12 protein-coding genes are annotated in these 14,252 nt (G+C 64.3%); 2 read left to right on the top strand and 10 right to left on the bottom strand.

The features are described from left to right. The first annotated feature begins 44 nt into the window (after nucleotides 1–44). Nucleotides 45–965, top strand: coding sequence for a LysR family transcriptional regulator (locus N5D30_RS02040; RefSeq protein WP_279907451.1), 921 nt, complete (start codon nucleotides 45–47; stop codon nucleotides 963–965). A 336-nt stretch (nucleotides 966–1,301) separates the two neighbouring features. Here the strand turns inward: N5D30_RS02040 and N5D30_RS02035 are convergent, their stop codons facing one another. From N5D30_RS02035 to N5D30_RS01990, 10 genes are all read right to left on the bottom strand, one after another. Then, nucleotides 1,302–2,117 carry an SDR family NAD(P)-dependent oxidoreductase gene (locus N5D30_RS02035; protein ID WP_279907450.1) on the bottom strand — a complete coding sequence of 272 codons (816 nt, stop codon included), beginning with the start codon at nucleotides 2,115–2,117 and terminating at the stop codon, nucleotides 1,302–1,304. Between the two features lie 50 nt (nucleotides 2,118–2,167). Further along, on the bottom strand, nucleotides 2,168–3,208 hold the full coding sequence (dmpG, locus tag N5D30_RS02030; protein WP_279907448.1) for a 4-hydroxy-2-oxovalerate aldolase: 1,041 nt from the start codon (nucleotides 3,206–3,208) through the stop codon (nucleotides 2,168–2,170). A gap of 11 nt (nucleotides 3,209–3,219) precedes the next feature. Beyond that, the gene (locus tag N5D30_RS02025) at nucleotides 3,220–4,176 is read right to left on the bottom strand and encodes an acetaldehyde dehydrogenase (acetylating) (RefSeq protein ID WP_279907447.1); all 957 of its coding nucleotides are present in this window, start codon (nucleotides 4,174–4,176) and stop codon (nucleotides 3,220–3,222) included. Between the two features lie 22 nt (nucleotides 4,177–4,198). Next, nucleotides 4,199–4,990, bottom strand: coding sequence for a fumarylacetoacetate hydrolase family protein (locus N5D30_RS02020; RefSeq protein ID WP_279907446.1), 792 nt, complete (start codon nucleotides 4,988–4,990; stop codon nucleotides 4,199–4,201). Further along, nucleotides 4,987–6,732 carry a bifunctional 3-(3-hydroxy-phenyl)propionate/3-hydroxycinnamic acid hydroxylase gene (locus tag N5D30_RS02015; protein WP_279907445.1) on the bottom strand — a complete coding sequence of 582 codons (1,746 nt, stop codon included), beginning with the start codon at nucleotides 6,730–6,732 and terminating at the stop codon, nucleotides 4,987–4,989. The genes N5D30_RS02020 and N5D30_RS02015 overlap by 4 nt, the downstream gene beginning before the upstream one ends. Nucleotides 6,733–6,740: 8 nt before the next feature. Beyond that, nucleotides 6,741–7,724, bottom strand: coding sequence for a VOC family protein (locus N5D30_RS02010; RefSeq protein WP_279907444.1), 984 nt, complete (start codon nucleotides 7,722–7,724; stop codon nucleotides 6,741–6,743). 15 nt (nucleotides 7,725–7,739) lie between these two features. Then, nucleotides 7,740–8,609 carry an alpha/beta fold hydrolase gene (locus tag N5D30_RS02005; protein ID WP_279907443.1) on the bottom strand — a complete coding sequence of 290 codons (870 nt, stop codon included), beginning with the start codon at nucleotides 8,607–8,609 and terminating at the stop codon, nucleotides 7,740–7,742. A gap of 188 nt (nucleotides 8,610–8,797) precedes the next feature. Continuing rightward, on the bottom strand, nucleotides 8,798–10,147 hold the full coding sequence (locus N5D30_RS02000; RefSeq protein WP_279907579.1) for a DUF1329 domain-containing protein: 1,350 nt from the start codon (nucleotides 10,145–10,147) through the stop codon (nucleotides 8,798–8,800). A gap of 26 nt (nucleotides 10,148–10,173) precedes the next feature. Then, on the bottom strand, nucleotides 10,174–12,030 hold the full coding sequence (locus N5D30_RS01995; protein WP_279907442.1) for a DUF1302 domain-containing protein: 1,857 nt from the start codon (nucleotides 12,028–12,030) through the stop codon (nucleotides 10,174–10,176). Nucleotides 12,031–12,274: 244 nt separating this feature from the next. After that, nucleotides 12,275–12,889 carry a TetR/AcrR family transcriptional regulator gene (locus N5D30_RS01990; RefSeq protein ID WP_279905393.1) on the bottom strand — a complete coding sequence of 205 codons (615 nt, stop codon included), beginning with the start codon at nucleotides 12,887–12,889 and terminating at the stop codon, nucleotides 12,275–12,277. Nucleotides 12,890–13,179: 290 nt separating this feature from the next. Between N5D30_RS01990 and N5D30_RS01985 the strand changes: the two genes are divergently transcribed. After that, entirely contained in the window at nucleotides 13,180–14,250 is a 1,071-nt protein-coding gene (locus N5D30_RS01985) for an amidohydrolase family protein (protein ID WP_279907441.1), read from the top strand. The last annotated feature ends 2 nt before the right edge of the window (nucleotides 14,251–14,252 follow it).

Below are 14,252 nucleotides of genomic sequence, written 5' to 3'. Positions count from 1 at the left end.
AAATATGCAAAACTCGACATGAGACGTTAGGAATCCTTAACAATATGTCGATCAATCCAGCGCTTCTCCCGGCCCTTGCCTGGTTCGTCCATATCGCTCGTCATCGCAGCTTTACCAAGGCGGCGACCGAGATGGATATGTCCCGTGCAGCGTTGTCACAGCACCTCAAAAGCCTGGAGCAACAGCTCAACGTGCGGCTGCTGCATCGCACCACACGAGACATGTCGCTGACTGAAGAAGGCCAGCGTCTGTTCGATGCCTTGGCCCCGGCCCTGAAGATGATCGATACGGCAGTCACCGAGTTGGGGGAGGTGCAGGCCGCACCCACCGGTCTGATCCGAGTGAATGCCTCGCGCATCGCCGCACGCACCTTGCTGGAGCCGTACCTGGGCGAGTTTCTCGCCCGCTATCCGGGACTGCGTCTGGAGATGGTGCTCAATGACGGCATCTCCAACATCATCGCTGACGGTGCCGATGTCGGAATTCGCCTGGGCGAGAGTCTGGACGAACACATGGTGGCCGTACCGATTACCCCGCGTATCGAGATGGCAGTTGTAGGCTCGCCGGCCTACTTCAAGCGCTACGGTATTCCACAGACGCCAGCGGAACTCGGCCAGCACAACTGTCTGGCGTATCGCTTCACCAGTAGCGGCACGCTGGATCGCTGGTCGTTCACCGAGCCGGATGGCGATGGGCATACCCAGGTGTTCGAGCCACGCGGCAGTGTGGTGTTCAACGATGACGAGAGCATGCTCAAGGCTGCCATCCAGGGCGTCGGTCTGATCAAGTACCTCGATATCTGTGTGCTTGAGCAACTGGAATCGGGGGAGCTGGTGAGAGTGCTACAACCTTGGTGCCCATCTTTCCCTGGCTTCTACCTCTACGCCCCTACACGTGCGCAGATGCCGGCCAAGGTGAGAGCGCTGATCGACTTCCTTGTAGAGAAGCGATCACTGCTGGGCTGACTTTGTGGCCTCAGAAGCGAAGATCATGACTGACTGCTTATGGCCGATTCTGTTGAAAAACTCCCTCGGCGATTTTCTTCGCCGAAAGTGCACGGCTGAGGCTGAAATCTGAATCGTTGCGCTGGTCGAGTTGCTCTGGATTTCGCGTAGAAGCGCTCGATTTGTACATTTTTCCGGCTACGAGCAAGCAGCTCTGTCGCACATCGAGTTTTTCAACAGAATCGGCCGGTAGCGACGTCCACGAAAAACGCCGTTGCTGGCTGTGCTGACCCCGATGGGCACTGCCGGCCATCTGCTCAGAGTCCAAGCCATGAGCCCGCCCCAGCCCGCTCCGCACTACTCCCTGCTTATCCAGCCTTCGCTTCGGCGCCACAGCTCCGCGGCCAGAGCCGGATCACAGGCAACCGGGGATGGCTGTTCTTCCTTGCTATCGGCGTAATAGCGCCCGGTTTGACCGGTCACTCGGGGGTCGGTTGCGCAGTACAACGTCGTAGCGGCTCCGTCCTCTTCACTGCGCATAAACAGCTTGATCACCCACGCGAGCATCGAAGGCAGTGCTCGCCATACGTCTGTCGCGACCACGCCGGGATGAACCGCATAGGTCGTGACGCCGGTCCCCTCCAGGCGACGAGCCAGTTCCTTGGCATGCAGCAGGTTCGCCAGCTTCGCGACTGCGTACTCCTGTAGCGCCGTACGACTTCGCGTCGGCTGGCGCACCCGGTCAAAGTCGATTCCCTGGGCATGGCGGTGCGCCTTGCTGGAGAGCATGACGATACGCGCCGGGGCCGACTCGACAAGTCGCTCCTTCAGCAACTCGACCAGCAGGAAGTGGCCTACGTGGCAGGTGCCGAATGCCAGTTCGAAGCCGGAGGTGGTCATGCCTCTCTGCCCCGCCAGCCCCGCATTGCAGATCAGCAGATGGAGATGCAGGCCCCGCTTGAGAAAGGCATCGGCACAGCGGCGAACCGAGCCGAGATCGCCCAGGTCGAGCAGCAGGAACTCGGCCTGGGCGGTGCCGTCACTCAGGCTCCGGATTTCATCGAGTACAGGGCGTGTGCGTGCCTCGGAACGGCAGGCCAGGAACACCCGATATCCCTGCAGCGCCAGCGCGCGAGCGGTGATCCGGCCGATACCGGAGTTGGAGCCGGTCACCAGAGCGACCTTCCCGTTTGATTGAACACGTGGCATCGGGTTGTCCCTGTTCAGGTGGGTAGTGCCTGGCCTTTTAGCTTGAGCAGATCCAGGGCGACGTCGACGATCATATCCTCCTGGCCGCCGACCATGCGCCGCTCGCCCAGCTCGACCAGGATGTCGAGGGTCTTCAGGCCGTATTTGGCAGCGGCGACTTCGGCATGGCGCAGGAAGCTGGAGTACACACCCGCGTAGCCGAGGCCGAGGGTCTCGCGGTCGACCCGCACCGGGCGGTCCTGCAGCGGGCGGACGATGTCGTCGGCCGCGTCCATCAGGGTGTAGAGATCGGTGCCGTGGTTCCAGCCCAGGCGCTCGGCGGCGGCGATGAACACCTCCAGCGGCGCGTTGCCGGCACCGGCGCCCATGCCGGCCAGGCTGGCGTCGATGCGGTCGCAACCCTCCTCCACCGCGGCGATGGAGTTGGCCACGCCGAGCGACAGGTTGTGGTGGGCGTGCATGCCGGTCTGCGTTTCCGGCTTGAGCACCGCCTTGAAGGCACGCATGCGGTCGCGGATATCGTTCATGTTCATCGCGCCGCCGGAGTCCGCCATGTAGATGCACTGCGCACCATAGCTCTCCATGAGCCGGCCCTGGCGAGCCAGCTCTTCGGGCGGAACCATATGGCTCATCATCAGGAATCCGACGGTGTCCATGCCCAGCTCGCGGGCGTATTCGATGTGCTGCCTGGACACATCCGCCTCGGTGCAGTGGGTGGCCACGCGCACGATACGCGCGCCGGCCTCATAGGCGTTCTTCAGGTCGTGCACGGTGCCGATACCGGGCAACAGCAGGGTGGCGATCCTGGCGTGGCTGATCTCGCTGGCCACCGCCTCGATATATTCGAGGTCGGAGTGCTTGCCGAAGCCGTAGTTGAAGGAGGAGCCCTGCAGGCCGTCGCCGTGGGCCACCTCGATGGAGTCCACCCTGGCCTTGTCCAGGGCACGGGCGATGGCGCGCACGCCGTCAAGGCCGTACTGGTGGCGGATGGCGTGGCTGCCGTCGCGCAGGGTGACGTCGGAGATGTACAGCTTCTTGCTCGGGTCGAAAGTCATGTTCGCGCTCCTCAGCCGTTGCGCGTCGCGCTGTTCAGGATCGATTGCGCCATGCGCTCGGCGGTGGCCAGCGCGGCGGAGGTCATGATGTCGAGGTTTCCGGCATAGGCCGGCAGGTAGTGAGCGGCGCCTTCGACTTCGAGGAACACCGAGGTCTTCAACCCGGAGAACCGGCCGTGGCCGGGGATGTTCAGCGGCGCGGATTCGGGGATGACGTCGAACTGCACCTTCTGCTTCAGCCGGTAGCCCGGCACGTAGGCCTGCACGGCGGCGGCCATCTCCTCGATGCTCGCCTCGACCTCGGCCTGGTCGGCCGCCTCGGAGAGCACGAACACCGTGTCGCGCATCATCAGCGGCGGCTCGGCCGGGTTCATGATGATGATGGCCTTGCCCTTGGCCGCGCCGCCGATCACCTCGATGGCCTTGCTGGTGGTCTCGGTGAATTCGTCGATATTGGCGCGGGTGCCGGGGCCGGCGGACTTGCTGGCGATGGAGGCGATGATCTCGGCGTAGTGGACCCTGGCCACCCGCGACACCGCCGCGACCATGGGTATGGTGGCCTGGCCGCCGCAGGTGACCATGTTGACGTTGAGCTGGTCGAGGTTCTGCTCCAGGTTGACCACCGGCACGCAGTAGGGGCCGATGGCCGCGGGGGTCAGGTCGATCAGGCGGATGCCCGGCTTCACGCCACGCAGGAAGCCGGAGTTCCAGACGTGCGCGCCGGCGCTGGTGGCATCGAAGACGAAGTCGATCTCGTCGAACACAGGCAGGCGGCTCAGGCCCTCGACCCCCTCGGGAGTGATGGCCACGCCCAGGCGCTCCGCGCGGGCCAGGCCGTCGGACGCCGGGTCGATGCCGACCATGGCGCCCATTTCCAGGTACTGCGCGTTGCGCATCACCTTGATCATCAGGTCGGTGCCGATGTTGCCGGAACCGACGATGGCGACTTTGAGTTTCTTGGTGCTCATTCCGTTTCTCCAGGCCGGCGGCTCAATGGAAGTGGCAGCCGACTTCGCCCAGGCGAGTCAGGCGCAGGTGCAGGTGATCGCCGGGGACGACCTGGGTCATGGGACCGAGGGCGCCGGACAGCAACACGTCGCCGGCCACCAGCGGGCGACCGAACTCGGCCATGGTGCGGGCCAGCCACAGGCAGGCATCCAGCGGGTTGCCCAGGCAGGCGGCGCCGACGCCGATGGAGGCCTGGCGGCGGTTCTTCTCCAGCAGCATGCCCTCCAGGCGCAGGTCCAGCGCCGACAATCGTGTGGGTTGCTTGCCCAGCACGTAGAGGGCGGAAGAGGCGTTGTCCGCCACCGTATCGGCCAGGGTGATCCTCCAGTCGACGATGGCGGAGTCGACGATCTCGATGGCCGGCAGCAGGTACTCCACCGCACTCATCAGCTCGGCCAGCGTGGTGTCGGCATCGGGCAGGTCGCGACCGAGGACGAAGGCGATCTCGCCCTCGGCCTTGGGCTGGATCAGCCGGCTGCAGTCGACGCCTTCGCCATCGGCGATCTCCATGTCGGCGAACAGCATGCCGAAGTCCGGCTGGTCCACGCCCAGCTGCTGCTGCACCGCAGTGGATGTGAGGCCGACCTTGCGCCCGACCAGCCGCCGCCCCTGGTCCAGGGCACGCCGGGTGTTGATCTCTTGCACGGCGTAGGCCTCGGTCAGGGTGGTGATGCCGAAGGTCGCCGAGATCTGTGCGCAGGGTTCTCGCCGTTGCCGCGCCTGTGCCAGCGCGTCGGCGGCCTGTTCCAGCTTCTTCAGGGCGTCGCGGCTCATGCGCTTTTCCTCATGTCGGCGACGTTCGCCTGGCCGGCGGCCAGGTTCGGCCGCCAGCCCAGCTGGCGTTTGAGTTCGGCCAGCGCAGTGTCCAATTGCTCAGCGGGCACCAGGGCGAAGACAAACTTGTCCGGTCGTACCACGGCGATCAGATCGCGACCGCGTCCTGCACGCTTGAACCAGCGCACCAGATCCTCATCGGGCTCCTCGACCTCGACCAGATCGGCGGGACTGAAACGTTGCACGCCCATGCCCTGTGGGCGGCCGCCGAAGGGGAACAGCGTGACGTAGCGGGTATCCAGCGCCGACAGGAACTGCCGGGACTCGGCAGACAGGGCAACCCGCGGGTTGTTCTCCAGGCCAAGCAGGGCGAAGCCCTCCCCGAGCACTTCGTCGAGCGGAACGCGCTTCCCCTTGAACGTGCGGACTTCCGGCTGGGGCAACAGCGTGCCGGCGACGTCGCGGCGGCCGCTCCTGGGCAGCCCCAGGTAGGAGCCGGGCTTGTAGGTCGGGGTGGGCTTGAAGCCACCCTCGCGCAGCCACTTGCCCAGTACCGGGGTGGCATTCAAGACCCTGACGGCAACGTTGCGCAGCGCCGTCTTGAACGGATTCGACATGGAGACGAAGTCTTTCATCCTCACCGAGATGTCGATCATCGCCTTGGCATGGTGGTAGCGCTCGCTACCGTAGGTGTCGAGCAGCTTGTCGGCGGCCTTGCCACGCAGCACCGCCTCCAGCTTCCAGGCCAGGTTGTAGGCGTCGCGCACGCCGGAGCTCATGCCCTGGCCCATGAACTGCGGGGTCATGTGCGCGGCGTCGCCGGCCAGCAGCACGCGTCCCTTGCGCCACTCGCGGGCAACCAGGGCGTTGAAGGTGTAGACCAGCTTGCGCTTGACCTCGAACCTGTCCGGGTCGACGTAGCGGCTGAGCAACTGCCGTACCGTGGCCGGGTCCTCCATGTACTCCTTGGTCTGGCCGGGCATCAGCATGAACTCGAAGCGGTGGAAGCGCCCCGGCTGCGGGCAGCTGACCACCGGGCAGCCCGGATCGCAGATGAAGTTGAAGTAGGGAATGTGGCGCAGCGCGTCTTCCCCTTCCTTCATCTCCAGGTCGACCACCAGCCAGGGCTCGGGGAAGTTCTTGCCGTCCATGCCGATGCCGAGCTTCTCGCGCACCGTGCTGCGGCCGCCGTCGGCGCCGACCAGGTAGCGCGCCTTGAGGGTGGCCGGCGCCGGGTCGACGTCGAGATCGACGCGGCTGCCGTCGCCATCGCCGAAACGGCAGCTCTGCGTGGCCTGGTGAGTGAGGGTGACCAGCTCGCCATCCTGCTCGAAGTCCACCAGCTCGCGCCCGCGCACCACTTTCACCGTCGGGTGGTTCGCCAGCAGGTCGCTGAGCCTGGTCTCCAGCCAGGGCTGGTAGAGGAAGTTGATCACCGGCCAGCCGAAGCGGCGCTTGAGCTGCCAGTAGCGGCCGATCACCCGTCCATCCGGGAAGGTCCACTGGGCCGGGGTGTCGATCTGCATGTCGGCCGCCAGATCCTTGGCGACACCGGCGGCCTGCATCACGCGCATGCACTCGTCGTCGGTATACACCGCACGGGCATTGCCGTAGAACACCGGTTCGCGCTCCAGTACCAGCACCGACAGGCCGCGCTTGCCGAGCAGGTGGGCCAGCGTGGCGCCGGTCGGGCCGAGGCCGGCGATGACGACGTCGACGATTTCAGAATTGTGGGTAGTCATGGCGGTTCCTACAGCGGGGAGTACTCGGCGCGGCGCAGCGAGCGCAGGCCTTGGCCGAAATTGCCCAGGTTGGTCTTGAGCGTGTTCCAGGTACCAGGCTTCTGGGGCTTGTGGCCCCACAGGCTGATGCCCTTGTAGGTCGCGATCTGCCAGCTGGCCTCGTCGACTTCCAGGGCGTTCCAGCCCAGCTCCAGTTCGAAACCGGAGGGGGTGAGGACGTAGAACGACTGCTCGCGGTCGTTGGGGTGTTCGCCGATCTCGTGGGCCATCTCGAAGCCCAGCCGACGGCAGCGCAGGAAGGCATCGGTCAGCCCACCGACTGACGTGGTCAGCAGGTTCATGTGCTGGGCCTTGGTGCGGATCGGGTCGAGCGCAAGGCCGCGCACCTGGGCGATGGCGATCGAGTGGTGGCGCGGATTGACGCGGAAGAACTCGATGTCGACGGTCACACCAGCCAGTTGCTCGACGATGGTGTCGCTCTGCCGGGCATCGAAGATTTCCTGCCAGAAGCGGCGCATGTCCTTGCCGCGACGGCTGGTGATCGCCAGGTGGCCCATGCCGGCCTCGCCGGTGATGAAGCCTTCGCTGAGCATGCTCAGCGGCTCGTCGGTGGTCAGCGGCTCGATGAACAGCTCGATGGCCATGCGCTTGGGCCCGATCACCCGCCAGAAACGCACCACGCCGCGTTCGGCGGCTTCCGCCGCGCTGCTTTCGTGGATGGCGATGCCGCGGGTTTTCAGGCGCTGGAGCACGATGTCCAGGGTGTTCTGGTCGCTCAGCTGCCAACCGATGGCGGCGAAGTCTTCCGCCGGGCCGCGTTTGACGATGATGCGGCGTTGGTACTGGTCCATGCGCAAGGCCAGCAACTGGCTGTCCACATGCTGCAGGTGCAGGCCGATGCCGTCCTGCAGCAGGGCCTGCCAGCGGTCCAGCCGGCTCGACTCGATGACCACATAGCCCATGCTGCTGGCGCCGAAGATGTCCTGTTTCATAGGTACTCCGTACGCTCAGGCCGGGTTGTGGCAGGCGAGGAAGCCGGCGGTGACGGCGTTGAATTCCGCTGCGCGCTCCCACTGCACCCAGTGCCCGGTCTTGCTGAACAGGTACAGGTCGCAGTTGGGCATGCGCTTGCGCAGCGTCTCGCCGCCACTGGGGCGATTGACTTTGTCTTCCGCCCCCCACAGCACCAGGGTCGGCACCTGGCACTGGTCGAGGCGTGCGTCACGGGTGAAGTCCATGCGCAGTGCGGCCTTCAGGCCTGGTGGGCGACGCAGCGGCGGAGCGGCGACCACTTCAGGGTCGATGCTGGAGCGGTAGCGCTCGGCGATCATGGCGTCGGTCACCAGGCTGCCGTCGTAGACCAGGTATTCGCGGATGAAGCGGGTGATCTTCTCCAGCGTCGGGCCTTCGCCGTTGTAGTAGTCGAGCAGCTGGTTCAGCCCCTTGGTGGGCAGGCTGCGCGTGGTGTTTATCCCGCCCGGGCCCATCAGTACCAGGGCCGAGACCCGCGCCGGCGCCTCCAGTGCCATGCGCAGCGCGCAGGCGCCGCCAAGGGAGTTGCCGACCACGTGGGCCGACTTGATCTGCAGGACGTCGAGCAGGCCGAGCATGCTCCTGGCCAGATCGCCGAAGGAATCGCTGCGATCCAGGCCCTTGGTCGACTGGCCATAGCCGGGCATGTCCACCACCAGCACGCGGAACTGTTTGGCCAGTGCCTCGATGTTGCGCGAGTAGTTGGACATGCCCGAGGCGCCCGCCCCGCCGCCGTGCAGCATGAGCAGAGGATGGCCCTGGCCGGCCTCGCTGAGGAATATCTGCCGCCGGCCGACGCTGACATGGCGGGATGTGAGGCCTGGAATGGCTGCGTTATGGGTCATGTGCGCTCCAGAGATACCTGCTGGTTGTCGTGCCAATTAATCTACAATTGCTCATATATGAACACAAGTGTTCATTTGAATGCTGTAGTGATCTCACTCGCTGATGCGAGCGTTGCCTGCTCGTAAAAGGCCGCCCCGCAGGGCGGCAAGGGTCTAGAGCGGAACGCCTTCGACTGGAGTAGCCGGGGTCAGCGAATGCCCGCGTTGCGCAGAGCCGCCGGGGTGTATTCGGCGGCCAGCGAAGAGAAGCCGAACTCGATCGGGTCCTTCTCCTCGTTGCGCATGCCGGAGACGATGTAGCGGCCATTGATCAGGTCATACAGGGCCTCGGCACCCAGCCACGGCACCTGTACGTCGTACAGCGGTGTCAGATGTCCCTCCGCGGCGCGCCACAGCGTGCCGCGCGAGTCGTAATGGTCCGCCAGGGCGATCTGCCAGGAGTCTTCGTCGATGAAGAACACCCGCCTGGCGTAGATATGGCGCTCGCCTTTTTTCAGGGTGCCCTCGACCTCCCACACGCGGTGCAGCTCATAGCGCGTGTGAGCGGGGTTCAGGTGGCCGGGATGGACGATGTCGCTGTACTTCAGCGTCGGCGAGTCCAGCTTGAAGCTGTTGTAGGGGATGTAGATCTCGCGCTTGCCGACCAGCTTCCAGTCGTAGCGGTCGGGCGCCCCGTTGTACATGTCCAGGTTGTCGGCGACCCGCTGCCCCTCCGAGGCCGGGTACGGCCCGTCGTAGGAAATCTGCGGAGCGCGACGCACACGACGCTGGCCGGCGTTGTAGATCCAGGCCATGCGCGGCTCTTTCACCTGGTTCAGGGTCTCGTGCACCAGCACCACGTCGCCGGCCTGGCGTGCCGGAGCGGTGACCAGCTGCCGGTAGTAGAACAGCACGTTGCCGGGCTTGGCCGGATTGAAGTCCTTGATCCGGTCGCGGAAGGTGAACTGCTGCTTGAAGTACACCGGCATGAACTTGCCGCTGGCCAGTGGCGTGGCCTGCACGTGGGTGCGCTTGGCACTGCCGCCGCGGTAGCGGGTGATGTGGTTCCACAGCACTTCCAGGCCGTTCTGCGGGATCGGGAATGGAATGGCGGTCGAGAAGTCGACCAGGCCATTGCCGCCCTCGACCAGCCTGGCCCTGGTCGCGTTCTCCTTCGCCGCCTGGTAGACGGCATCGGGCAGGCTGGCACTGCGATGACTCGGATAAACCGGTATCTGGTAAGTGGCGTATCGCTTGAGCATCGCCTGCTGGCCAGGACTCAACTTGTCCTGGTACTGGGCCGCGTTCTGCGCGGTGATGGTGAACAGCGGCTGCTCGTTGGCGAAGGGGTTGCTGAGGAAACCCTGGGCGCTGAGTGTCCCGGCGTCCTTGGGCAGGCCACCGGTCCAGGCAGGGATGCTGCCATCGGCGTTGCCGTCCATTTCGGCGCCGATGGGGGTCAGGCCGGAGCCAAGCTGGTTGGCCTGATCGGGGCTGACCGCCGCCAGGGCGGTGTGGGCGAAGGTGCAGGCAAGGGCGAATGAGCACGCCGAGAGCATTTTATTATTCATCTGGATAACTCCACTTAGAACGACACGGCGAAACTCAGGGCGACGTAGTCGCGATCGGCCATCGCGTTGTAGTCGCCGCCGAAGTAGTCGGTGTAGGCGAGACTGGCGGTGTAGGTATTGAGGTAGACGGCGTCCAGCCCCAGGCTGATGGCCTTGGAGCCTTCGTTGAAGCCGGGCTCCGGCCCGTAACCGTTGACGTCGTGGCTCCAGGCCAGGCTGGGCCTGAGTTCGACGCCGTCGATCACATTGCTGTACTCCCAGATCGCGCGAACGCGGTAACCCCAGGAGGTGCTGGTGGTGAAGCCGTCGTCGGTGCAGTACTTGGGCGTCCTGGTATTGATCTGGGTCGTGCAGATGCTGTTGTCGGCCAGCTCACCCATGCCGAAGGTGGTGCTGCGGCCATAGCGCAGGCCGTCGCCGCCCATGCCGCCGACGTGGGTCACGCCGGCTTCGCCGACCAGGGTGAGGCGATCTGCCCCCATGACCTGGTCGAAGAAGTGGGTGGCTGTGACTTGGGCCTGGGTCAGCTCCTTGCGCTGGTAACCGGACATCGTGGCGCTGTTGGCAGCGGTGAAGTAGCCCGACGACAGCACGGGTGAGAAATTGGGATCACCGAAGAAAGACGCGACGATGTCGACCGCGCTGATCTGGATCGGCATGTTCGGCCGGTAGCTGATCTCGCCGGAAAGCGTGGTGCCGGTCGGCAGGATGGTGCTGAAGCTCAGGCCGTACAGCTGGATGTCTTCCGGGTAATCCGCGAAGTACTGCGAGGTACCCAGGCGGTATCCCTGAACCAGGGCCTGGCCCTGGGCGCTGCCGACCACGGCACTGCATATCGCCGGATCGTCGATGCCGAGGTTGGCGCAAGCCTGGCTGGCGAAACCCAGATCGGCCATGTGCGGGCTGCTGATACCGCTGATGTAGGGCATGCGGCTGTGGTAGTTCATGAAGTAGGCGGCAAACTCGCTGTTCAGCTCCGGGGCGAACCAGCGCAACGCGGCGCCCCACTGGCCGTCATCGCGGGCGTCGTTGTCACCCGCGCGCGGAATGCGAATGCCCTCGTTGGTCAGATCGACGCCGAAAGGTGAAAGCGCGGCCTGGGCCAGGGCGTTCTGATCCAGCGCGGGACCGGCGACCAGGCCGGTGCAACCATCGGCAATCGCATCGTTGGGCGCGAAGAAGGTGCCGCAGTTGTCGATGACGCTCTGATCCCACTCCAGCTGGTAGAACAGCTCCGCGGTCAGGTTATCCGTGAGGTTCTGCGACAGGTAGAACATGTTGACCGGGATCAGGGCTTCCTTGATCTCCGAACCAGGGCGGCGAAACGCAGCGACATCGACCGGGTTGATGCTGTTAATCCCCCCCTGGATGAAGGTGCTCTCGCCCCAGCTCACCACCTGCTTGCCGAGGCGAACCGTCCCCGGCAGGTCGGCGATGGTGTAGCCGTGGTAGGCGAAGGCATCGAGCAGCTGCACGCCGCTGGATTGCGCGCCGGTCTTGCGATTGTGGTCGTCGATGTCCTTGAACAGGCGGCTCTCGTCCTTCAGCTCGAAGTCGTACCAGTACTTGCCGCGCAGGAACACGCCGCTCTCGCCGTGGCTCAGCTGCAGGTCGTGGATGCCCTTGAAGATCTTGGAGAAGGTCTCGCCCTTCTTGAAGTTGCGCCGACCGTCGTCGGTGACGCTGCTGCCGAGCAGATCGGGATCCGGGTTGCGCAATGCCCAGCTGGCACCGATGGACAGGGTGGAATCCAGCTGGCCATCGATCTCGCCGATGGAAAAGTCGATGGCCTGGGCCGACGCGGAAAACAGGGTTGCAAGGCTGATTGCATTGGCGAGCCGGGCCGGCCGCCATCGGGGTTGCTTGAGCATCTTCACTACCTCTTGTTGTTCTTGTGTTGCGACGCAGGCCCTTTTTGCGGGACGAGCCGGCCCGTACAGGTCATCGAGGGCTCGATGAAATCCGTATTTCTGGAAGTGCTGGGTATTACGCCCTGCGTACTAGCGGGCGCTTGATCAGCAGAAGTGCCTGACTGGCCTAACCTGCTTGTTCACTTTTTTCAGGCAATAAGCTCCTCCTGCGCATCACATGGTGCGCTTTGCAGAACCGGGTTTATCAGTCGTCTAGAGTCGGTAACTCTGGGAGCGGAGCAGTGGCAAATGCTCTAGCTTCATCAGCTGGCACACCCAACCCTCGCAGGACAAACTCCGCGGTATCGGCGCCGGCATCGCGCCACGTCTTATGCCCTTGCAGGACGAGACTGATAGCCGACAGAACCGCTCCAGCGATCAGGCCAATGGCGGACAAGAGTTGATCCTGACGGAAGCTGTAGCGCTGACTGGCAAGGCCTTCCAGCACGTCTCTCACAGGTGGGCCATCCCACAGAGCCTGCATCGATACATGCGAGGCTCCATAGCGAAGTAGGAAGCTACCCCAGTTGTGCTCCTCATGGGCTCTACGGATATAGAAGCGAATGCCGTTGGACAGCCGCTGCGCCGGATCCAGCCCAGGGGCCGCGCTCTTGCCAACCCGCTCGTTCATTTCGGATGCCAGCTCGGTGGCGACCGTCTCGAACAACGTTTCGATGGATTCGAGATTCTTGTAGATGGTGTTGCGCGCCAGCCCCGCCTTCTGCGCCAGTTCACTGACGTTAACGTCCGCCAGTTCCTTCTGGGCGAACAGCTGGAGGGCCGCTTCATGGATGCGCTTTTGAATGATGCTCACGGCTATAGACCTTCGAGACGTCGAATGCTCACAAGTGAACACCACTGATCACTACAAATCAACCACGAAATCGTCTGTTTTTTAGCCGGACATCACCATGCACCCCATGAAATACGTCTGGAACAGCCATTACAGAGGCCATGAGCGCGGCGAGAGGCAGCTTGTGGAAGGGTTACAGGCAAGCCAAGACATGATCCGCCCTTGACCGTAGTGATCACAAGTGCTCATCATGGATCGAGTGTGTTAGCGGTGAGTCGCCGATCGGCTCGAATTCCATGCTCGCCAAGGTACCTCTCATGGCCATCAAGCAAGGGCGCATAGACGTCCACCACCACGTAATCCCCCCTGCCTTCGTCGCCACCATGCAAGCCAAGGGCATCGAGAAGGTCGCGGGCGCCCCGCTTCCCAGGTGGACTCCGGAGAAGTCCATTGCCGTGATGGATGCCAACGGCATTCAGACCGCGATCACCTCCCTCTCCGCACCCGGTGTTCACTTTGGCGGCGGAGCCGCCCAGGCCGTCGACCTGGCCCGGCGCTGCAACGAATTATCCGCAGGGATGGTGGCGCAGTATCCCGGCCGCTTCGGCTTCTTCGCGGTGCTGCCGATGCCCTTCACCGCGCAGGCCTGCAGCGAGGCCATCTACGCCCTGGATGTGCTGAAGGCCGATGGCGTGGTGCTGCTGGGCAGCACCGACGGCCATTTCCTCGGCGACCCACTGTTCGACGAGCTGATGAGCGAGCTGGATCGCCGCCGGGCGGTGGTCTTCGTGCATCCCAACCTGCACGAGACCAGCGTGAACATCGGCCTCGACATGCCGGGCTTTCTCATCGAGTTCCTCTGCGACACCACGCGCGCCGCGATCAACCTGATCCTGAGCGGAACCCAGGAGAAATACCCCAATACCCGCTGGATCCTGGCCCATGCCGGTGGCTTCCTGCCGTTCGTGGCCGGGCGGCTGGGCACGGTGGACATTCCCGATCTGCAGCGCCACGCGCCACAGGGCGTGCAGTACTACATCGAGCGCTTCTACTTCGACACCGCGCTGTCGCCGTCGCGCTACTCCATGGTGGCGCTGAAGGAGCTGGTCGATCCCTCGCACATCCTGTTCGGCAGCGACTTCCCGTTCGCGCCGGCCCCCGCGTCGGCGCTGCAGTGCCGCACCCTGGACGAATCCGACCTGTTCCCCGAGCCGGTCAAGTACGGCGTCGCCCGGGGCCACGCGCTCGAACTCTTCCCCCAGTACCGCCATGCCGACGAGGTCGTCGCCGCCCTCCCCATCTTCGAGAGCGAGTCCGTGGCCGGGCGCCTGCGACGAGCGATGACCGGGCCGATGTCATCCATGGCCGAGTCCATGCGCAACCGCTGATC

It is taken from the genome of Pseudomonas sp. GD03875, assembly GCF_029840585.1.
GTDB lineage: Bacteria > Pseudomonadota > Gammaproteobacteria > Pseudomonadales > Pseudomonadaceae > Aquipseudomonas > Aquipseudomonas paralcaligenes.
Note: the sequence above shows the minus strand (reverse complement) of the source record. Positions and strands in the feature narration are given on the sequence as shown.